At 62.7% G+C, this 20,337-nt stretch carries 17 protein-coding genes and 1 pseudogene; 12 read left to right on the top strand and 6 right to left on the bottom strand.

Going from position 1 to position 20,337, the window contains the following annotated elements:
• Positions 1-132 precede the first annotated feature (132 nt).
• The gene (locus tag X728_RS138235) at positions 133-1,215 is read right to left on the bottom strand and encodes a COX15/CtaA family protein (RefSeq protein ID WP_023833096.1); all 1,083 of its coding nucleotides are present in this window, start codon (positions 1,213-1,215) and stop codon (positions 133-135) included.
• Positions 1,216-1,365: 150 nt separating this feature from the next.
• Here X728_RS138235 and X728_RS138240 point away from each other — a divergent pair, with 150 nt between their 5' ends.
• The gene (locus X728_RS138240) at positions 1,366-1,581 is read left to right on the top strand and encodes a DUF2842 domain-containing protein (RefSeq protein WP_023669401.1); all 216 of its coding nucleotides are present in this window, start codon (positions 1,366-1,368) and stop codon (positions 1,579-1,581) included.
• A 15-nt stretch (positions 1,582-1,596) separates the two neighbouring features.
• On the opposite strand, the gene X728_RS138245 is transcribed toward X728_RS138240, so the two are convergent.
• Entirely contained in the window at positions 1,597-2,655 is a 1,059-nt protein-coding gene (locus X728_RS138245) for a polysaccharide deacetylase family protein (protein WP_023669400.1), read from the bottom strand.
• Between the two features lie 91 nt (positions 2,656-2,746).
• On the opposite strand from X728_RS138245, the gene X728_RS138250 reads away from it, so the two are divergent.
• The gene (locus X728_RS138250; RefSeq protein WP_023833095.1) at positions 2,747-3,976 is read left to right on the top strand and encodes a GNAT family N-acetyltransferase; all 1,230 of its coding nucleotides are present in this window, start codon (positions 2,747-2,749) and stop codon (positions 3,974-3,976) included.
• A gap of 3 nt (positions 3,977-3,979) precedes the next feature.
• Here the strand turns inward: X728_RS138250 and X728_RS138255 are convergent, their stop codons facing one another.
• Positions 3,980-4,690 (bottom strand): GntR family transcriptional regulator, encoded by a 711-nt coding sequence (locus X728_RS138255; RefSeq protein WP_023669398.1) that lies wholly within the window; start codon positions 4,688-4,690, stop codon positions 3,980-3,982.
• 264 nt (positions 4,691-4,954) lie between these two features.
• On the opposite strand from X728_RS138255, the gene X728_RS138260 reads away from it, so the two are divergent.
• The 6 genes from X728_RS138260 (at position 4,955) to X728_RS138285 (ending at position 10,940) form a co-directional block, all read left to right on the top strand.
• A complete protein-coding gene (locus X728_RS138260; protein WP_023689478.1) occupies positions 4,955-6,055 on the top strand; it encodes an ABC transporter ATP-binding protein in 1,101 nt (366 codons plus the stop codon).
• Positions 6,056-6,090: 35 nt separating this feature from the next.
• On the top strand, positions 6,091-7,380 hold the full coding sequence (locus X728_RS138265) for a PotD/PotF family extracellular solute-binding protein (RefSeq protein WP_023833094.1): 1,290 nt from the start codon (positions 6,091-6,093) through the stop codon (positions 7,378-7,380).
• 237 nt (positions 7,381-7,617) lie between these two features.
• A complete protein-coding gene (locus X728_RS138270) occupies positions 7,618-8,529 on the top strand; it encodes an ABC transporter permease (protein ID WP_023826058.1) in 912 nt (303 codons plus the stop codon).
• 1 nt (position 8,530) lies between these two features.
• Positions 8,531-9,349 (top strand): ABC transporter permease, encoded by an 819-nt coding sequence (locus X728_RS138275; RefSeq protein ID WP_023682326.1) that lies wholly within the window; start codon positions 8,531-8,533, stop codon positions 9,347-9,349.
• Positions 9,350-9,351: 2 nt separating this feature from the next.
• Positions 9,352-10,098, top strand: coding sequence for an aspartate/glutamate racemase family protein (locus X728_RS138280; RefSeq protein ID WP_023682327.1), 747 nt, complete (start codon positions 9,352-9,354; stop codon positions 10,096-10,098).
• A gap of 5 nt (positions 10,099-10,103) precedes the next feature.
• Positions 10,104-10,940 (top strand): GNAT family N-acetyltransferase, encoded by an 837-nt coding sequence (locus X728_RS138285; protein WP_023833093.1) that lies wholly within the window; start codon positions 10,104-10,106, stop codon positions 10,938-10,940.
• A 98-nt stretch (positions 10,941-11,038) separates the two neighbouring features.
• Here the strand turns inward: X728_RS138285 and X728_RS138290 are convergent, their stop codons facing one another.
• Positions 11,039-13,255, bottom strand: coding sequence for an exopolysaccharide transport family protein (locus X728_RS138290; protein WP_023833092.1), 2,217 nt, complete (start codon positions 13,253-13,255; stop codon positions 11,039-11,041).
• 264 nt (positions 13,256-13,519) lie between these two features.
• Here X728_RS138290 and X728_RS138295 point away from each other — a divergent pair, with 264 nt between their 5' ends.
• The 4 genes and pseudogenes from X728_RS138295 (at position 13,520) to X728_RS138305 (ending at position 18,185) form a co-directional block, all read left to right on the top strand.
• Positions 13,520-14,083: a polysaccharide biosynthesis/export family protein gene (locus X728_RS138295; protein ID WP_023669390.1), complete on the top strand. Its 564-nt coding sequence runs from the start codon at positions 13,520-13,522 to the stop codon at positions 14,081-14,083.
• Positions 14,084-14,090: 7 nt separating this feature from the next.
• Positions 14,091-15,221 carry a glycosyltransferase gene (locus X728_RS138300; RefSeq protein WP_023833091.1) on the top strand — a complete coding sequence of 377 codons (1,131 nt, stop codon included), beginning with the start codon at positions 14,091-14,093 and terminating at the stop codon, positions 15,219-15,221.
• 84 nt (positions 15,222-15,305) lie between these two features.
• Positions 15,306-16,917 (top strand): annotated as a pseudogene (locus X728_RS01000000167320) (sugar transferase).
• Complete coding sequence (locus tag X728_RS138305) at positions 16,914-18,185, top strand: O-antigen ligase family protein (protein WP_023833090.1); 1,272 nt, start codon at positions 16,914-16,916, stop codon at positions 18,183-18,185. Before X728_RS01000000167320 ends, X728_RS138305 begins: the two are co-directional and overlap by 4 nt.
• Before the next feature lie 26 nt (positions 18,186-18,211).
• Here X728_RS138305 and X728_RS138310 read toward each other — a convergent pair whose 3' ends face one another.
• Complete coding sequence (locus X728_RS138310) at positions 18,212-19,240, bottom strand: glycosyltransferase (RefSeq protein ID WP_155924046.1); 1,029 nt, start codon at positions 19,238-19,240, stop codon at positions 18,212-18,214.
• Positions 19,237-20,280: a glycosyltransferase gene (locus X728_RS1000000168005; RefSeq protein ID WP_155924045.1), complete on the bottom strand. Its 1,044-nt coding sequence runs from the start codon at positions 20,278-20,280 to the stop codon at positions 19,237-19,239. Before X728_RS1000000168005 ends, X728_RS138310 begins: the two co-directional genes overlap by 4 nt.
• Positions 20,281-20,337 lie beyond the last annotated feature (57 nt).

Here is a 20,337-nt window from a genome sequence, read left to right as displayed (position 1 = left end):
AATCAGGTGACGTGAACAATCACCAGCCTGCCATGACCGCCCCCTCTCAGCGAATTTGCAGAACTCTCAGCACACTACCTCGCGAAATAGATTATTGCGACGGCCAAGACACCGTAGACGATGTACCTGCGTTCATGGCGGCCGCGTTGGCAGTGGATAGGCGCCTTTGGTGCCGCGCCAGTGGGCGGCGGCAAATCCCAGCAGGACAAGCGCGAAGGCCTGATGGGTCAGCGCCATGTGCAGCGGCACCTGCATCAGCAGCGTGCCGATGCCGATCGAGGCCTGGACCAGCACCAGCAGAAACAGCAGCGTCGCGCGGCGTGCGTGTGTCGTGCCTGGTAAACGCCGGCGTGTCGCGATCATGTGCCAGAGCGCGACGGCAAAGACCGTGTAGGCGCCCAGTCGGTGGACGAACTGCACCGTCTTCGGGTTCTCGAACAAGTTGCGCCAGGCCGGCTCGAGCAGAAGCAAATCTGACGGGATCACCTTGCCGTCCATCAGCGGCCAGGTGTTGTAGCTCAGGCCGGCGTCGAGCCCTGCGACCAGCCCGCCGAGATAGATCTGGACCAGCGCCAGCAGCACGATGAAACCGGCCAGTCTTTGCGTCGACCGGCCGGCGGCAGGCTCCGAATGCGGCGCCAGCCCGCGCGCGACCACCATGGTGGCAGTGAAGATCAGGGCGGCAAGCGTCAAATGCGTCGCCAGCCGGTACTGGCTGACGGAGACGCGGTCGACCAGGCCGGAGGCCACCATCCACCAGCCGATGGCGCCTTGCAGGCCACCAAGCAGCAGAATACCGACCAGCTTTGGCCCAAGGCCGCGCTCGATGCGGCGCGTCGCCCACAAGACCAGCAACGGCAGGCCGAAGACCAGGCCGACACTGCGCGCCAGGATGCGGTGCGCCCATTCCCACCAGAAGATCGATTTGAAGGCGTCCAGGCTCATGCCCTTGTTGAGCTCGGCATATTGCGGAATCTTTTGATAAAGCTGGAATTCCTCCTGCCACTCCGCGTCATTGAGCGGCGGTATCACACCGTGGATCGGCTTCCACTCGGTGATCGACAGGCCGGAATTGGTGAGCCTGGTGGCGCCGCCGACCAGCACCAGCGCAGACAGCACCAGAAGCACGACATACAGCCAGCCGCGCACCAGCGCCCGATTTTTCAAGTCGCGATCGCGGTCAATGTAAGGCGCGGCGGCTGATATGGCGGCCATGGTTGGTCCCGGCAGGTTGACGTGGCGGATTGGTGAACCATCGCAACCCGGCTGACAAGACCGGACGGCGCGGCACGCCGTCGCGCCGCATCTCCCGGGTTGCACAGGCGCGCGGTTGGGCCTAAGCGGAGGCGATCAACGAGAACGCTCATGCCCATCCGCCTGAAAAAGCTGATCGGAACTTTCCTGCTGGTGGCGCTGGTCATCATCTATGCGCTGGTCGCGTCGATCATAGCGGTCGCGCAGCTGTCGCAATCCAGCCCGCTGGTGCACTTCCTGTTCTTCCTGTTCAGCGGCCTGTTCTGGGTGCTGCCTGCGATGGGCATCATCAAATGGCTGATCCTGGAGCCGCCGCCGAAAGGCTGAAGAGCCCGCCCCAGGTTAGATGGTGACCACCATTTTGCCGGCATTGGCCAGCGGCGTCGTTAAGCCCGACAACATGGTGCGGATATGGGCGACGCTCTGGTAGCGGCCGTTGATCGAAATGCGCGGCAGCGCGTGCAGGAAGCCGGCGTGCTCGGCGTGCAGCACGCCGTGGCGAGTGGTCACCGCCGAGGCGTAGCCGGCGTCGCGGGCAAAGCCCACTTCGCGGCAGCCGACAGCGCTGGCGTAACCATAGGGGTAAGCGAGATGACGGGGGTCTTCGCCGAGCTGCGCCTGCAGTTGGCGCCTGACGTCGACGATCTCATGGCGCGCATCGCCTTCGTCGAGCCGCTTCAGATTGCGGTGGTTGACCGTATGCGCGCCGATCGTCACCAGCCTGTGCCCGGCCACGGCGCGGATGTCGTCCCAGGTCATCAGCGTGCTTGGGCGCAAGCCATCGAGGTCGATGCCGTTCGAGTGCGCCAGATCGCGCAGCACGGCGCGCTGATCCTCCTCGCGCACCTCGAGCGTCAGATAGGCATGCAGACGCGCATTGGCGTGGAGTTTCTTGCCGTGGGTCGAGCAGTCTATGGTCACCGGCCCCTTCGGCGTCGCCAGCGTCAAACGCTCCCGCGCGTTGACGATATCCTCGACCACGTCCCACCATAAATCGGCGCTGCCGTCGATCAGACCCGGCGCGACATAGATGGTGATCGGCGCGTCGTGCTTTTCGAGCACTGGCAGCGCTTCGGTCATGTTGTCGCGATAGGCGTCGTCGGCGGTGATGGTGGCGAACTGGCCGTCCTTGCCGCCGGCCTTGATGCGCTCGATCGCCTCGTCGAGGGTGACGAAGGCATAGCCCCTCGACTTCATGTCGGCGACGAGAGCGTCGAGGAATCGCGGGGCGATGTTGAGGTGGCGGTTAACGCCGTCCGGCTTCTCCGGCGTGGCGGTGACCCGATGCAACATGAGGATGGCGCCAATGCCGCCGACAAACGGCTTGGCCAGCGGTGCAAGGCCGGTAAAGCGGGCGATATTAAGCGCCAGTTTCCGAACTGCCTCACCACCGTCGATCATTCATTCACCTTTTGCGCCTAGGCTCGATCCAAGCACGGAACGCGCCGACGCGAACTCCTGATCGCGACGAATACGCCTTAAGGATTGAGGTATGGTTGACGCCACCGCGTCATTTGACGGCAATCGGCTCGCCGCAAGCAAGGCGTCTGCGCGCACGCCGGCTGCCGACCAGACCAGTCTGTTGGTGTCGATCGCAGATGCTGCCGCGCTCGCCTCTTACGGCGAATTCTGCCGTTCGGCGCTGTTTGCGCCGGCGCAAAGCGCGGACTGGGTTCGTGCCTGGACGGCGCAGGCTAATCCCGATGCCGTCATTGCCACGCTGACAATCGAGGACAGGCCGGTCTTTGCACTGGCACTGGAAATCACGCGAACTGGTCCATTCCGCGTCGCCCGCTTCATGGGCGGGCGCCATGCAAACGGCAATTTCGCCGCCGCCGATCCGGCATGGCTGGCAAAGGCAGATGCTGGGGGGATCCGCAGGCTGGTGACGGCGATCGGCAAGGCGCGTCCCGACATCGATCTCGTTGCCTTGGAAAGGCTTCTGCCCGACCTCGATGGTGTTGCCAATCCGCTGGTGGCGTTCTCCAACTTTCCGAGCCCAAACCTGTCGCTCGCCGTCAATCTCGACGGTGGTTTCGATGCGCTGCTGTCGCGTGTGGGCGGCAAGCGCAAGCGCAAGAAGCACCGTTCGCAGACACGAAAATTCGAGGCGGTCGGCGTTCATCGCCGCATCGAGGCGCAGACACCCGAAGACGTGAACCGGCTGCTCGACGCTTTCTTCGAGATGAAGGAGTTCCGCTTCGCCAAGATGGGCATCGCCAATGTCTTCGGCGAGCCGGAGGTGCGGGCTTTCTTCCGTGCCCTCTTCGCCGGCGCGCTGGCCGAGGAGAAACCGGCCTTTGTGCTGCATGGGCTCGAAGTGGCCGGCAAGCTGCGTGCAATCACCGGCTCGAGCCGCTCGGGCAAACGCCTGATCTGCGAATTCGGCGCCATCGCCGAGGACGATCTCGGCCACACCAGCCCCGGCGATTTCCTTTTCTTCGACATCATCGAGGAAGCCTGCCAAACAGGCTTCGATGTCTATGATTTCTCGGTCGGCGACGAGCCCTACAAGCGGCTCTGGTGCGATATCGAGACCCAGCATTTCGAGGTGCTGGCGCCCCTGACGCTGAAGGGACGCGCCCTGGCGTCGGCGCTGCGGCAGGGCGCACGGGCGAAAGCCTTCATCAAGAACAACCCGACGGTCTGGAAGCTGACCAAGATGCTGCGCCGCAAGGCCGCCGGACAGGCAGCGCCCGCTCCCACGGACGACGAAAACTAGCGTTCAGAAATTCAGCGCTTCGCGGAGCGCCGGGCCGGCCCTGACCCGCAGGTCGAGATCTGCCTCGATGTGGTCGATATGGTGCAGCATCAGCCGGCTCACCAACCCGCAATCGCCGCTTTCCAGCGCGCCGACCATTTCCGTGTGCTCACTGTGTCCGCAGGCCGACACGCCGGATCGTCCGTAAAGGGCGATGACCAGCGACGAACGCGCCACCAGCTCCTCCATGAAGCGCTGCAGGATGGCATTGCCGGCGACGGAGGCGAGCAGCAGATGGAAATCGCCCGACGCCTTGATTTCGGAGCGCCGGGCGGTTGGGCCGCGCTCGGCGATGAAGCGGCCTTCCTCGTCGAGCTGCGCGCGGAACGCAGCGATATCGGTGGCTGTGACCCGCCCACAGGCGGCAATGGCTATGCCCGGCTCGATCAGCCGGCGCGATGCGAACACCTGGCGCGCTTCCTCGGGCGAAGGGTTGGCGACGAAGGCGCCACGGTTGCGCTCGGTACGCACCAGCCCCTCGAAGGACAGCATCTGCAGCGCCGCGCGCGCGACGGTGCGCGAGACGTCGAACAGCGTGCCGACCTCGCCTTCCGACAGCTTGGTGCCGGGCGTCAGCCGACGGTCGACGATGGCGTCCCGCAGATTGTCGCGAATCGCCTGGGCGCGATCCTGGTTGGCGCTGTCGGCGGAATGGATCTGATCGGCAATGTTCATGGCGATGATGGTTCCCAGCCTCTTCTAGCGCGACTCGTCGCCTGCGCACGAGAGGCAAAGTGGACACGAAGCCAAAAAAGATTGCATACGATTCTTGTGCAGATCGCGCACAATCGCCCATAATTTGTGCAATGCACAAGATAGCCTACCGGCTAGGCAGTGGGCAAGAACCCCGATTTCGCTGTCGATTCAAACGCTTGGGCCGATTGCCGCCGATTGGCACGCATAATGCATTGGTTAATGCGACCAAACGGGGAAGCCTGAATGTCCAAAGCCGCCGAGATCGACATCGTCTCCGTTTCGAAAGTGTACGGAACGACGACTGCCGTCGAGGCCATCAGCCTGAAAATACCGGCAGGCACCTATTGCTGCCTGCTTGGCCCCTCCGGCTGCGGCAAGACCTCGACGCTGCGCATGATCGCCGGCCACGAAAGCATTTCGTCGGGCGATGTCCGCCTCGGCAACATTGTCGTCACCGACCTGCCGCCGGCAAAGCGTGGCACGGCGATGATGTTCCAGTCCTATGCGCTGTTTCCGCATCTCGACCTTGTCGACAATGTCGCCTTCAGCCTGAAGATGAAGGGCGTCGACAAGGAGCAGCGCCGTGCCAAGGCGCTCGACATGCTCAAGCTGATGCAGATGGAGGCCTATGCGACGCGCCGGCCGGCGCAGCTTTCCGGCGGCCAGCAGCAGCGTGTTGCACTCGCCCGCGCTCTGATCACCGATCCCGAGGCGCTGCTGCTCGACGAGCCGCTGTCGGCACTCGACCCGTTCCTGAAGATACGCATGCGCGCCGAGCTGAAGAAATTGCAGACCTCGCTCGGCATCACCTTTGTCCACGTCACCCACAGTCAGGAGGAGGCCATGGCATTGGCGGACCTGATCGTGGTGATGAATGACGGCCGCATCGAACAGGCTGCGCCGCCACGAGATGTGTTCGAAAGGCCGGCCACCGCCTTCGTCGCGCGCTTCATGGGCGACCACAATGTCATCTCCGGCCGGGTCACCGGCGCGCGCGACGGCATGGTCGTCTTCGACGTCAATGGTGGCGCCTCGCTCGCCGCCCGCGGGCAAGGCCGGGAGGCGGGCCAGGAGGTGGGCACGCCGATCGACATCGCCATCCGCACCGACCATGTGCGCATCGGCGAAGCACCCTCTCCCGGCCTCGGCTTCACCGGCATCGTCTCCAACATCGAATATCGCGGCGCCACGGTGAAGCTGTCGGTCACCGGCGGCGGCATCGACGATTTCACCGTTATCATCGACGATTCCGACTTCTTCGCCAAACCCGTCGCCCTTGGCGACGCCGTACCGCTCGCCTGGGATTCCGAGGACGCCATCGTCCTCGGCCGCCTTCATTCATGAATTCAACGAAGCAAAACAAAAACAGGGAAATAGGAATGACAAAAACAGTAGAAACAAAGACCGGAATTTCGCGCCGTTCGTTGCTCAAGACAGGTGCGGCCGCCGTCGGCCTCGCCGCAGGCTCGGGCGCCATTACAGGCTTCCCGACCATCTGGGCGCAGTCCAACATCACGCTGCGCCAGTTCGGCACCGGCGTGTCGAACCTGAACGCGATCGCCGACAAGTGCAAGGCCGACCTCGGCATCACGCTGGAAATGACGGCGACCGATTCGGACGCGGCCGCCCAGCGCGCCGTGACCCAGCCCGACAGCTATGACATCGCCGACATCGAATACTGGATCTGCAAGAAGGTGTTCCCGAGCGGCGTGCTGCAGCCGATGGATGTCAGTAAGCTTAAATACTACGACGAACTGGTGCCGTTGTTCAAAACCGGCAAGCTGACGCCCGACAGCATCATTGCCCAGGGCACCGCGCCGCACACGGTCGGCTATGTCGAAGCGCAGGACTCAAAGACCTTCGCCAAGGCGCCGACCAAGTGGTTCACCATGGTGCCGACGATCTACAACGCCGATACGCTAGGCATCCGGCCCGACCTCGTCGGCCGCGACATCACCACCTGGGCCGACATCATGAACCCGGCCTTCAAAGGCAAGACCGCGATCCTCAACATCCCGTCCATCGGCATCATGGATGCGGCCATGATCATGGAGGCCACAGGCAACATCAAATATGCCGACAAGGGCAACATGACCAAGGAAGAGATCGACAAGACGATCGACTTCCTCATCAAGGCCAAGCAGGCCGGCCAGTTCCGCGCCTTCTGGAAGTCGTTCGACGAGAGCGTCAACCTGATGGCATCGGGCGAAGTGGTCATCCAGTCTATGTGGTCGCCGGCCGTCGCTGCCGTGCGCTCCAAAGGCATCGCATGCCGCTTCCAGCCGCTCAAGGAGGGCTATCGCTCATGGGGCGGCGGCCTTGGCCTTGCCGCCCATCTCAAGGGCGCCGAGCTCGACGCCGCCTACGAATACATCAACTGGTATACGTCGGGCTGGGTCGGCGGCTATCTCAACCGCCAGGGCTACTATTCCGCCAATATGGTCTCGGCCAAGAAGTTCATGTCCGAGGACGAATGGGGCTACTGGATCGAAGGCAAGCCGGCCAAGGGCGAGATCAAGGCGCCGGACGGCACCGTCATGGAAAAGGCCGGCGCCGTGCGCGACGGCGGCTCTTTCGAAGAGCGTATGGGCAAAGTCGCCTGCTGGAACTCGGTCATGGACGAGGACCGCTACATGGTGAAGCGCTGGAACGAATTCATCGCGGCGTAGAGCGGACGCGTTCACTGTGATGTTGCGATCCTTCGCGCCCCCCTCTGTCCTGCCGGACATCTCCCCCACTTGGGGGGAGATTGGCAGCGTCATGGCCGGCTCTTCGTTAGCAACGTTGGAGTTTGGCGAAGGCCGTTATGAGAGTTCGATCTCCCCGCTCGTGGGGGAGATGTCCGGCAGGACAGAGGGGGGCGCGAAGGATCGCAAGTCATCGCGATCACGCGGAGGATTTTCCCAATGACAGTCGCGCTCGAACGCCCCGCCATCGCAGCAGCCAAGCCCGCCAGACGCCGCCGCGTCTCCCTTGGCGCCGTCACGCCCTATTTGCAATCGGCGCCGCTGGCGGTCATCCTCGGTGCGTTCCTGCTCTTGCCAATCATCATGATCGTCGTCGTCTCCTTCTGGGACTACGACTTCGCCGCCATGTATCCGGATTTCCTGACGACGAACTATTCCGACGTGCTGGGATCATGGGTCACCTGGAAGACCTATCTCAACACCATCAAATTCGCTGCCATCGTCTGGGCTCTGACTTTGTTCATCGGCTTCTGGGTCGCCTATTTCCTCGCCTTCCATATCCGCACCACCGCCATGCAGATGGTGCTGTTCCTTGTCTGCACGGTGCCGTTCCTGACCTCCAACATCATCCGCATGATCTCGTGGATCCCGGTGCTTGGCCGCAACGGGTTGATCAACTCGACGCTGGTGCAATTGGGGCTGGTGCCAAAACCCATCGAATGGCTGCTCTATTCGGAATTCGCCGTGGTGCTGGCCATGGTGCATCTCTACACGCTGTTCATGGTAACGCCGATCTTCAACACGTTGATGCGCATCGACCGCTCGCTGGTCGAGGCCGCGCGCGATGCCGGCGCGTCCGGCTGGCAGGTCTTGTGGAACGTCGTCATCCCGCTGGCCAGGCCCGGCATGGCGATCGGCACCATCTTCGTCGTCACGCTGGTGATGGCCGATTTCTCCACTGTGCAGGTGATGTCGGGCGGCCAGAGCGCGTCGGTCGCACTGATGATGAAGAACCAGATGTCGCTGCTGCAGTATCCCGCAGCCGCCGCCAATGCCGTGGTGTTGCTGGTGTTGGTGCTCTTGATGGTCGCCGGCATCCTGCGCATCGTCGATATCCGCAAGGAGCTCTGAGGTGAGCCACGAAAAACGCACCCTCGAATTCTATGTGCTTGCGGTCTTCTTCACTCTGTTCGTGCTGTTCCTCTATGGCCCGCTGTCGGCGATCCTGATCCTTTCTTTCCAAGGCGAGACCGGCGGCCTCACCTTCCCGCTCAATGGCATGTCGCTGCACTGGTTCGCCAATCTGTTCGAGCGCCAGGCGGTCGGCGATTTCGGCGGCAGCTTCAAGCGCTCGCTCGTGCTCGGCCTCATGGTGATGATCGTCACCGTCGTCGTGTCGCTGTTGGCAGGGCTCGCTTTCCGGCAAAAATTTCGTGGCGCCACCGCTTTGTTCTACCTGGCGGTCGCCAGCCTCGTCGTACCCTCGATCATCATTTCGCTCGGCATCGGCGTCGTCTTCCAGCAGGTCGGCTTCCGCCCGGCCTGGTACACATCGGCCTTCGGCGCGCACCTGACCTGGACCTTGCCCTTCGGCGTGCTCATCATGTTCGCCGTCTTCAACCGCTTCTCGCCCGCCTATGAGGAAGCAGCGCGTGACCTGGGCGCCAACTCCTGGCAGACCTTCGCCCATGTCGTGCTGCCGATGATCGCGCCGAGCCTGATCGGCGTCGGCCTGTTCGGCTTCACGCTGTCCTATGACGAGTTCGCCCGCACGCTGATGACGTCGGGCACCTTCAACACGCTGCCGCTCGAGATCTACGGCATGACCACCAATGTCACGACGCCGGTGCTCTATGCGCTGGGCACGGTCACCACCGTGTTCTCCTTCCTGGTGATCCTGGCCACACTGGGCGCCATCCTCTATGTCGGCCGCAAGCGGGCCAGGGTTTGATCGTGCAGATACTGGTGGTGAACCCCAACACGACGGCGAGCATGACCGAGACGATCGCGGCGGCGGCGCGCGCCGTTGCCGGCGCCGGGACCGAGGTGATCGCGGTCACCTCCTCGATGGGTCCTGCCTCGATCGAGGGCTATTATGACGAGGCATTGGCCGTGCCCGGCCTTTTGATGGAGATCGCCGCCGGCGAACGTGCCGGGGCTCAGGCCGCCATCATCGCCTGCTTCGACGATACCGGCCTGGATGCGGCACGCGCCATGGCCTCTATTCCGGTCATCGGCATCTGCGAGGCCGCACTCAGTGTCGCCTCCTACATTGCCCAGCGCTTCACAGTGGTGACGACCACCGAACGCTCGCGTGTCCCTGTCGAGGGGCTGGTGCACCGCTACGGCATGGCCGGGCGTGCCCGCGTGCGCGCCGCCGACATTCCCGTACTCTCGCTTGAAGACGCTGCTTCCGGCGCTGTCGAGAAACTGCGCGCCGAGATCGCCCGCGCCATAGCGGAAGACCGCGCCGAGGCCATCGTGCTCGGCTGCGCCGGCATGGCCGACCTGGCACACCGGCTGCAGCAAGAGTTCGACCTGCCCGTCATCGACGGCGTCGGCGCCGCCCTCAAACAGGCCGAGGCGCTGATCGCATTGGGCCTGTCGACCTCGAAGCGCGGCTCCTATGCCAGTCCGCTGGCCAAGCCCTATCGCGGCGTGCTGAAATCCTTCTCGCCGGGGGTGGTCGCCGCGGAGTGAACGCTATGAAGCCTACCGTCCGCGCATTGTCTCCGCCGGAACTGACCGTTCTCATCGACTGGGCGGCGGCTGAAGGCTGGAACCCTGGCCTTGATGATGCCGCCGCGTTCCGGCCAACCGATCCTGAAGGGTTCATCGGCGCTTTTGTCGACAACGAGATGACCGCCGCCATCTCGGCTGTCGCCTATGGCGGCAACTTCGGTTTCATCGGTCTCTACATCTGCCGACCAGACATGCGCGGCAAAGGCCATGGCAAAGCAGTCTGGAATGCGGGCATGGCCAGGCTGGCCGGCCGAACGGTCGGCCTCGACGGGGTCGCCGCGCAGCTGGCGAATTATCGCCGCACGGGATTCAGCTCGGCGTACGAAACCATCCGCTTCAGCGGCCGTATCGCGACCCCGCCCGTCCGAAGCGAAGGGGTGCGCATGATAACCACGCAACTCGTGCCCGACATCATCGCCTATGACGCCCGCTGTTTCCCCGCGCCTCGACGAGCCTTCCTGCACCGCTGGGCGCAGCCGCCGCATTGCGGGTTCGCCGCGATCAGTTCACTCGGCACCATAGGCTACGCCGTGGCTCGTCCCTGCCGTTCGGGTTACAAGATCGGCCCGCTGTTTGCGGACGACACCGAGACGGCGATGCAGCTCATGGGCAGTCTGGCTGCCGCATGCGAAGGTGTCGACCTGCATATCGACGTTCCTGCCGAAAATTTCGATTTCACCGCGGCGCTTTCAGCAATTGGTTTCAGGCCGACCTTCACCACCACGCGCATGTACAAGGGCCCGCCTCCGAAGGTCGACTCGCGCCGAATATTTGGCGTGACGACCCTGGAGTTGGGGTAGATCCCGGCGCCGACTGACAGGCTTGGTTTTTTGGGAGCCGGCGGGCGATGGACGAGCCGATCCGTAGTAGCGCCGCCTAAGTCGAATTGTCTGATGTCTCAGGCGGCGCTACGTCGTCCCGGCACGGGGTTACCCGGCGTCTCGTGGCCGATCGGCGTCACCAGAGTGAGGTCGGGATAGCCGCTTTCGATCAGCTCGACGGCGGCCTGCGCCACCTCATCGTCCGCCTGCAGCATGGACATGAAGACCTCAGTGCTGTCGCCGACCAGTCGGCTGATGCCTTGCGCATCGGCCGGTCCGCATTCGACAATGACCAGATCATAGGCGGTGGTCAGCGACTGCATGATGATCGGCAGCCGGTCGGCGGCGCGCATGGCGCGAACCGGATCGGCGGTGCCGACGGGAACGACATGGCAGTCGGAATAGAGGTCAGCGTGAACGACGTCGCTGAACTGCGCTTCCGAAGCCAGCAGATTGGTGATGCCGGGGAAAAGTCCGCTGTCCAGCATCGGCCGCGAGGCGGCACCTGACGCCGTGAGATCGAGCAGCAGCACGCGCAGGCCAGCGTCGGAGACTTCGCGCGCTACCAGCACTGCCGAGGCCGCGGCCTCATCGCCTTCGGGCGAGACGAAGATGGCGCGCGCAGCACCGCTGGCGATCAGCTTCTCCGCCGCCTTCTCGACATCGATCTCGCCAAGGCTGGAGCGGACAGGTTCAGGTTCGGCTTGCGGTTCGGAACCGGCGATCGCTGCGTCCTCCTGCACTGCAGGAGCCGGCTCGGGCTTTGGCGCCAGTTCAGACTCCATGGTCGTCGGCTGATCGTCCACTTCCACGACCTCAGGAGCCGGTTCCGGGTCGACTACCGGCGCCGACATTGCCGGCATCGCAACCTGCTCGATACGCTCGAAGCGCGCCCCTGGGGCCGGACGCATGGCGCGGCCCGAAAACAGCTCCTGCAGCAGCGTGATGACCGACATCAGAACCAGCGAGCCGACGAAGGCGGCGCCGACGATCGGCACGAGCTTGGGGAAATAGGGTTCCGACGGCACGCGCGCCTCGGAAAACACGCTGGCATCGACCGGCAGATAGTTTTTGCGCGAGGACACTTCGCGGAAGCTCGCCATATAGGATTCAAGCTGCTGGCGCCGGACGTTCGCCTCACGCTGCAGCGCATCCAGCTGGACTTGCTCCTCGCCGGCGCGCGACGACGCCGCTTTCAGCTTGTTGACGTCCGATATCAGCTGGTTTTCGCGCGCCTGGGCGGTCTGCGCCTGCGTCAGCAACCCGCGCATGATCTTTTGCGCCTCGTTGCGGATCTGACCGTCGAGATCGGCTAGCTGCGACCTCATCGCCCGCAGGCGCGGATGGTTGTCGAGCAAAGTGGTGGAAAGATCGGCGATGTTGGTTCTGAGCTCGATCTGACGCTCGCGCAGCCGCTGGATCAGATCGGAAGACAGCACTTCGGGTACAGCGTCCAGCGAACCGCCATTCTGCAGGGCCTGGCGCACCCTTTCGGCCGTTGCCTCAGCCGAGGCGCGGCTGGCGCGCACACGCGACAGCTCGCTCGACAGTTCGGACAATTGCTGTGTCGCCAGCACCGAATTGTTGCCAGCCATCAACAGGTCCGACTGAGCGGAGCGGAAGGCCGCGACCTTGGCCTCTGCATCCCTGACCTGCTTCTGCAGATCGTCGATTTCCGGCCCGAGGAAGGCGGTCGCGGCGGCGTTCGACTTGGTCTTGGCGTCCGCCTGATAGGCCAGGTAGGCCTTGGCGATGGCGTTCGGAATGTCAGCGGCAAGCTGGGGATCTTCAGAGGAAAATTCGACGGCGATGACGCGGGTCTTTTCCACGCCATAAACATTGAGCTTGTCGCGCATCTTCGTCAGCACGCGCTCTTCGAGCGGAATTTCTTCCGGATCGCTCTTCAGCCCGGCAATGACCAGGAGCCGGGTGACCGGCGACATGCCGAGCGCATAGTTGAACTCGGGCTTGTCGCCCAGCTTAAGGTCGGCAGCCACCTGCTTGAGAATGTCGGACGAGGAAATGACCTGAACCTCGGTTGCTACACCTTCCGCATCGAGCACAGGTTTGTCGTCTTCATTGGTGCCGGCAGGCCGCGTAAAGGCCGATTCGCTCAACTGGATTTTCAGCTGCGTCGTGGCCTTATAATGCGGCGTGGCAAGCCACGCGAACGCGAAGGCGAGACCAGTGACGAGAAGCGTGATCACAAGAATGCGCAGCCAGTTCCGCGCCAGGCTGGCGAAGAGCTGTCTCAGGTCGACATCGACATCTGCGGCCGCGGACTGGTCAGACATGCATTCCTGCTCCGGACATGAGGCTAGATGGTAGCGTAAACAACTATGGTAACTCAGCCGTTAAGATCGCGGTAAGCAGCTGTTAGGGTTTGCTGACATCCGGTAAACAAAGCCAGCAAAACTATACGGCTTTTTGTCGATTGCCGCCAAATCGGCCGCGTCCCTTTACCGGCCATTAACCCTAACAGGATGATAACGAACCCAGATCCTTAAGGTTTGCCGCCGTGTCCTGGCGGCCATAGCGACGAAGGTGTGTGTCCGATCATGAAAAGCGCTGCTGGTCTGTTTCGCGCTCTGCTGGCCGTGTCGATGCTCGCCGGCTGCTCCAGCTACCGGCCGACGCCGGCGGCCTTCCACGAGGTACTCGACCAGCCCTATCGGCTCGGCGCCGGCGACCGTGTCCGCGTCACCGTGTTCGAACAGGACGGTCTGACCAACACCTACAGTGTCGATCAGTCCGGCTACATGTCCTTCCCGCTGGTCGGCGCGGTGCCGGCGCGCGGCCACACGGCCCAGCAGCTGGAAAAAGCGCTCGCCGACAAACTGCGCCAAGGCTATCTGCGCGACCCCGACGTGTCGGTCGAGATCGATCGCTACCGGCCGATCTTCGTCATGGGCGAAGTGGGCGCCGCCGGCCAGTATTCCTACGTGCCGGGCCTCACCGTGCAGAAGGCCATCGCGATTGCCGGCGGTTTCTCGCCGCGCGCCAACCAGGAAAGCGTCGACATCACCCGCGACATCAACGGCAAGGTGATGACAGGCCGGGTGGTTACCTCCGATCCGCTGCTGCCGGGCGACACGGTCTACGTTCGCGAACGCCTGTTCTGACATCAACGTGGCGGACCAGCTCAGGATCGTCCACTGCTTTCGCTCACCCGTCGGCGGGATCTTCCGGCATGTGCGCGACCTGACGGAGGCCCAGCTCGCCGCCGGACATGTTGTCGGCATCGTCTGCGATTCGACCACCGGCGGCGAATACGAGGAACGCCTGTTCGACCAGATGAAGGACAGCCTGGCGCTCGGCATCCATCGCACGCCGATGCAGCGCCATGTCGGGCCGGGCGACTTCGCCTCGGCCTGGCGCACTTACAGGATCATCAAGGAATTGCAGCCGGACGTGTTGCACGGACATGGCGCCAAAGGTGGCGCCTATGCCCGTCTGTTCGGCTCATTGTTGCGGGTATCTAGGTCTCGCGTAGCCCGCCTCTATTCGCCGCATGGCGGCTCCCTCCACTATGATGAAACGACGACGACCGGGAAGCTGTTCTTCGCGATCGAGCGCTTCATGGCGCGCTTCACCGACTGCCTGCTGTTCGTCTCCGACTATGAGCGGCGCACCTATCGCAGGAAGGTCGGCGAACCGCCTATCCCGAACACGCTGGTCTATAACGGCCTGCGCGCCGCCGAGTTCGAACCGGTGGTCGCACAGCCCGACGCGGCCGACCTGCTCTACATCGGCATGATGCGCGACCTCAAAGGGCCTGACATTTTCATCGACGCGCTGGTGCTGGCCGGGTCCCAGCTAGAGCGCCGCTTGACCGCGGTCATGGTCGGCGATGGCGACGACCTGCCGCGCTACCATGCGCAGGTGAAACGGCTGGGCCTCGGAAAACAGGTCCGCTTCTTGCCGCCGATGCCGGCCAGGGAGGCATTTTCGCTGGCCGATCTGGTCGTCGTCCCCTCCCGCGCGGAAGCCATGCCCTATATCGTGCTGGAGACGCTGGCGGCCGGCAGGCCGATGATCGCCACGGCCGTCGGCGGCATTCCCGAAATCTTCGGGGAGGGATCCCCTGCCCTGATCCGTCCCGATCCGCGCCAACTCGGCGACAAGATGGGTGAAGCGCTGCGCGATCTCGACGCCTACCGGCGCGCCATGCCCGATACGGCCAGCCTCAGGGCGCGATTCGGCGCCGATGTGATGGCCGCCGAAATCGAAAAGGCCTATTTCGCCGCGCTCAACAGATAGACGACCGTCCAAAACCACAAGTTGTCTCAAGGTTTTTTTAGCTCTCTTTCTGCTATCGTCATCGCGGAAGCTTGTGGGAACCCGATGAACGAGACCGACCCCACGCGCCGCTTTTCGGCCGATGCGGTGCGCAAATTCGACAGTCCTGCCGAGAGCCCCACGCCCGGCGGCATGAACAGTGTTGCCCGCCAGGTCGCCTCGCAATACCGGCGCGATACGATGTCGCCGGTCATGGTCAGCGGCGTATTGCGCATCGTCGAATTCGGCTTGCTGTTCCTGTCGGGGCTCGCGCTCTACTTCCACTTTGTCGGCTTCTTCAACTATCTCGCCTGGCAATATCCGCTGACCATTGCCGCGGCGTCATTCGTGGCCGTGGTGCTGCTCGACGTCAGCGATTGCTACCAGATCTCCGCCTTGATGCGACCGATCTCCAATCTCGGCCGCGTGCTGATGGTCTGGGCCGGCACCTTCGCGCTGATGGCGCTGACGGCCTTCATCATGAAAATGTCGGAGGATTATTCGCGTCTGCTGTTCGGCACCTGGTTTGTCGTCGGCCTGCTTCTGCTGTTCGGCCTCAGGCTGGTGATGTCGAAGCTGATCCGGCGCTGGGCGCGCAACGGCCGCATGGAACGCCGCGCCGTCATCGTCGGCGGCGGCAAGGCGGCCGAGATGCTGATCCGCTCGGTCGAGAAGCAGCCAGACAACGACATCCGCATCTGCGGCATCTTCGATGACCGCGGCGACAAGCGCTCGCCGCCGATCGTGGCCGGCTATCCCAAGCTCGGCACCATTTCGGAGCTGATGGAATTCGCTCGCATCGCGCGCATCGACATGCTGATCGTGTCGCTGCCGCTGACTGCCGAAACGCGCGTGCTGCAGCTGCTGAAGAAGCTCTGGGTGCTGCCGGTCGACATCCGGCTCTCGGCGCATTCGAACGCTTTGCAGTTTCGCCCGCGCGCCTATTCCTACATCGGCTCGGTGCCGATGCTCGATATCTTCGACAGGCCGATCAACGACTGGGATTCGGTCGCCAAGCGCGCCTTCGACATCGTCTTCTCGCTGATCGGCATCATCCTGTTTTCACCGGTGATGCTGGCGACGGCCATCGCCATCAAGCTCGACAGCAAGGGTCCGGTGCTGTTCAAGCAGAAGCGGCACGGCTTCAACAACGAGATCGTCGAAGTCTACAAATTCCGCTCCATGTATACCGACCGCTCGGACCCGACCGCCAAGCAGACGGTGACCAAGAACGATCCGCGCGTCACCCGCGTCGGCCGCTTCATCCGCAAGAGCTCGATCGACGAGCTGCCGCAGTTCTTCANAGAACGATCCGCGCGTCACCCGCGTCGGCCGCTTCATCCGCAAGAGCTCGATCGACGAGCTGCCGCAGTTCTTCAACTCGCTGTTCGGCACGCTGTCACTGGTCGGTCCGCGCCCGCATGCGATTGCCGCGCAGTCGCACAACCTTCTCTACAACGAGGTGGTCGACGGCTATTTCGCCCGCCACAAGGTCAAGCCCGGCGTTACCGGCTGGGCGCAGATCAATGGCTGGCGCGGCGAGATGGACACCAATGAGAAGATCCGCATGCGCACGGAATACGACCTCTATTACATCGAGAACTGGTCGATGCTGTTCGATCTGCGCATCCTGCTCATGACGCCGCTGCGGCTGCTCAACACGGAAAACGCCTATTGAGCGCGATTTCCCATGATGTGCCGCAGGCTGCGGTCAATGCCAAGCTGATCGCGCTGATATCCTCGGGCGCGGTGTTTTTCGGCGTCTTCCTGTCAGGCTTCGTCATCGACGAACCGGCGCCCTACGATCTTTTCATGCTCGGGCTGATCGGGGTGTGGGTGCTGTTTGGCCTGCGCATATCGCGCGCCGCCGTGCCGCTGCTCGTGCTGCTGATCACGATGAACATCGGCGGCATGATTGCCATGACGCAGATGGCCGATCTCGCCAACACACCGCTCTATCTCGCCGTCTCGCTGTTTCTCGCGTTCACCGCGGTGTTCTTCTCGTCGGTGACGGCGGTGCAGCCCGGCCTCTACCGGCTGATCTTCATCGCCTATGTCGTCTCCGCGGTGGTGACCTCGCTGCTCGGCATTGCCGGCTATTTCCACGCTTTCCCGGGCGCTGAAATCTTCACCAGATACGACCGCGCCCAGGGCGCCTTCCAGGATCCGAACGTGTTCGGGCCGTTCCTGGTGCTGCCCGGCATCTACCTGCTCTATCTCCTGTTGACCGGGTCGATCGCACGCATGCCGCTTCTGGCGGTGCCGCTGCTGATCATCACCGCCGGCATCTTCTTTTCGTTCTCGCGCGGCGCCTGGGGCATGTTCGCCGTCTCGGCCATCCTGCTCACCGGCGTCCTGTTCCTGCAAAGCAACAGCGGCAAGTTCCGGCTGCGCGTCATCGTCATGACCATTGCCGCCGTCACCCTGCTGGTGGTCGCCATGATCGTCATCCTGCAGCTGCCCGGCGTCGGCGAGATGTTTTCCAGCCGCGCCCAGCTCGAACAGAGCTACGACACGGCGCGCCTTGGCCGTTTCGCCCGCTACACGATCGGCTTTCAGATGGTGCTCGAACATCCGCTCGGCATCGGCCCGCTGGTGTTCGGCACCATTTTCGGCGAAGACACGCACGACATCTGGCTGAAGACGTTGATGGATTATGGCTGGCTCGGCTTCGTCTCGTTCCTGTCGCTGACGCTGTGGACGATCGCCGCCGGCTTCCGCATTCTTTTGCGCGACCGGCCGTGGCAGCCCTATCTGCTCTGCGCCTACGTCGCTTTCATCGGCAATATCGGGCTCGGCACCTTCATCGACATCGACCACTGGCGCCATGTCTACCTGCTGCTCGGCCTAATCTGGGGCGCGATCGCGCTGGAATACAGGCATCAGCGCGGGTTGCGGGCGGTGGCCGCAATCCGAACCGATGGGAAAGCCGCCGAGTTCGGATGACTTCGCCTTCGGAACCGACGATTCGTCTATCTCGCGATACCGGTCACCCGCTCGGGATACCGCACTGCCAGCATCGATTTGTTGGCGTGATCGGCAAAGATGGCGCTGACCTTTTCGGCGTCGAACCGCGCCCTGCGTTTGCGCTTCTCGTCGTTCAACAAGATGCCGCTGATGGCATCGAACTTGCGGCCAAAATTCTTCATCAACCCTCTCTTGAACGGCCAGCTGCGGCTGAAACGTCCGGCCCAGGGGGTGCCTTTCGCCAGGTCGCGATAGACAGCCATGGCGTCGACCTCGACACCGGCTGGCCGAGGCTCCCAAGGTTTGCCCCACGCGAAGTGCCGCGCATAGCACCTGCTGAAAGGGATCTGGCTGCTGTAGTTGGTCATCACGTTCCAGAACGGGTGCATCGTCTGCCATCGGCCTTCGAAGGCCACGTTCAATGCGCCCTGATCCATTCCGTAGACATGCTCGGACGCCAGCTGCCGCGTGCGCTCCAGAAGCCCCTCAGCCCTGAGCAGGGGCATGTTGAAGAGAAGAACGCCGGCGTTGAATTTCGGCGCTCCAGGCTGCATCGGCAGATGTTGCCTGTACTTTGCATCGAAGTAACTCTGCTCGTCGTGAGCCGCCAGCAACGGTGCATTGAGCGGGGTGTTGCAGAGATCGGCTATCGATCGGTTGAAAAGCACGTCGGCGTCTGAATAGGCGATGCGGTCGTATGGCTCGAATTCAGGCAATTGATCGGCAAACAGCCTGATGTAGGTCGCAAGGGTGGGATGCGTTCCACGGTTGAAGTTCGTCGCCTCCATGAATTTCGTCACGTCGATGATGCCGATCCTCCCATCGAGCAAACGCTCACCGGCAGACCGGTCTTCGGCGGAGATCATGCCAGTGTGCAGGATAAAGCCGTCGACCGGTGCCGAAACATCCAGGACGCGGCGAGCCGCCAGACAGGCAAAGGGGAAGAATTTTTGGTCGGCAGCAAAAAAGAAACATGATCTCTGTTGCATGCTACAATGCCCGCCCGTTGACTGTGGCCCGTCGTAGCGGCTCAAGCGAACCCTCCCAGTACTTCTGGGAAACTGACGGCCAGGGCCCCGGAATCAGCTTGCTCCGCATAGATCTTGTGGGTCTTGCGGCCATCATAGTAAGCCCGCCGTTTTTTTCTCTTATCGTTGAGCAGAAGCCCCCGAGCGGCATCGATCCGGCGCCCCAGCCTCTTCAGCACGCCCCGCTCGAATGGAATGCGTTGACGAAAGCGTTGAAGCCAAGGCGTGTCCTTCGCAAGGTCGCGATAGACCGCCAAGGCGTCGAGCTCTACGCCGACCTGGCCTCCCCATGGCTTGCTGCCTGAAAAATGCCGGGCGTATGCCTGAGAGAATCGATACTCTTTCGTGTAGTTGGACATCAAATTCCAGTTCGGATGCATCGTCTGCCACTTGCCTTCGAAAGCGATGTTTAGCGCGTTCTGGTCGTTCAGCTTTTTCTCAATGGCGACTTGACGGGTATGCTCCAAAAGCGATTGGGCACGCACAGATATCATGTCAAACAGCAGCACGCCCGAATTGAAGTACGGAGCTCCCGGCTGCATCGAGAGCTTCTGCCGATAGGTCGGCAGGAAATACATATAATCATCGTGGGCCGCCAGCAGCGGGGCCTGAAGCTTCTGGCCTGTCAGGTCGCCAATGTCTCGGTTGAACAACACGTCGCAGTCCGTGTACGCGATACGATCATAAGCTTCGAATTCAGGTATCTGGTCCGCAAACAGTCGAATGAACGCGGCAATGCCGCTGTCGCGAAATCCGGATCTCACCTTCTCCATGAACGACGAAACGTCGACCAGTTCGACTTGACCCTTGAGCAGGCGCCGCGCCACCCGCATGTCATCGTCGCCTGCGCCAACGTAAAGAATGAAGCCTGGCGTCGTCGCCGCCGAGACGTCCAATATTCTGCGCGCTGTCAAGCATGCATACGGAAAATAGCCCCCGTCAGCCGCAAGAAAAAAGCAGGAGTTCACGTCCAATCCTTTCTCGTCGCTCGAGCGCGAGCCATATCCCCTTGGTGCTTCATCGACAAGTTGGATGTTGGTGCTCACTGTTGAACGTTTGCCTGGATATTTGGGTGCGTCCCACTTTCTCAGCTATCCGCAGAG

The sequence above is a fragment of the Mesorhizobium sp. L103C119B0 genome, from assembly GCF_000502235.1.
Lineage (GTDB): Bacteria > Pseudomonadota > Alphaproteobacteria > Rhizobiales > Rhizobiaceae > Mesorhizobium.
The sequence above is the reverse complement of the archived record's forward strand: the minus strand, read 5'-3'. Positions and strand labels throughout refer to the sequence as shown.

Coding starts and splice junctions, on each gene's coding strand:
- X728_RS138235 (WP_023833096.1), bottom strand. CDS start 1,215: ATGGCCGCCATATCAGCCGCCGCGCCTTACATTGACCGCGATCGCGAC.
- X728_RS138240 (WP_023669401.1), top strand. CDS start 1,366: ATGCCCATCCGCCTGAAAAAGCTGATCGGAACTTTCCTGCTGGTGGCG.
- X728_RS138245 (WP_023669400.1), bottom strand. CDS start 2,655: ATGATCGACGGTGGTGAGGCAGTTCGGAAACTGGCGCTTAATATCGCC.
- X728_RS138250 (WP_023833095.1), top strand. CDS start 2,747: ATGGTTGACGCCACCGCGTCATTTGACGGCAATCGGCTCGCCGCAAGC.
- X728_RS138255 (WP_023669398.1), bottom strand. CDS start 4,690: ATGAACATTGCCGATCAGATCCATTCCGCCGACAGCGCCAACCAGGAT.
- X728_RS138260 (WP_023689478.1), top strand. CDS start 4,955: ATGTCCAAAGCCGCCGAGATCGACATCGTCTCCGTTTCGAAAGTGTAC.
- X728_RS138265 (WP_023833094.1), top strand. CDS start 6,091: ATGACAAAAACAGTAGAAACAAAGACCGGAATTTCGCGCCGTTCGTTG.
- X728_RS138270 (WP_023826058.1), top strand. CDS start 7,618: ATGACAGTCGCGCTCGAACGCCCCGCCATCGCAGCAGCCAAGCCCGCC.
- X728_RS138285 (WP_023833093.1), top strand. CDS start 10,104: ATGAAGCCTACCGTCCGCGCATTGTCTCCGCCGGAACTGACCGTTCTC.
- X728_RS138290 (WP_023833092.1), bottom strand. CDS start 13,255: ATGTCTGACCAGTCCGCGGCCGCAGATGTCGATGTCGACCTGAGACAG.
- X728_RS138295 (WP_023669390.1), top strand. CDS start 13,520: ATGAAAAGCGCTGCTGGTCTGTTTCGCGCTCTGCTGGCCGTGTCGATG.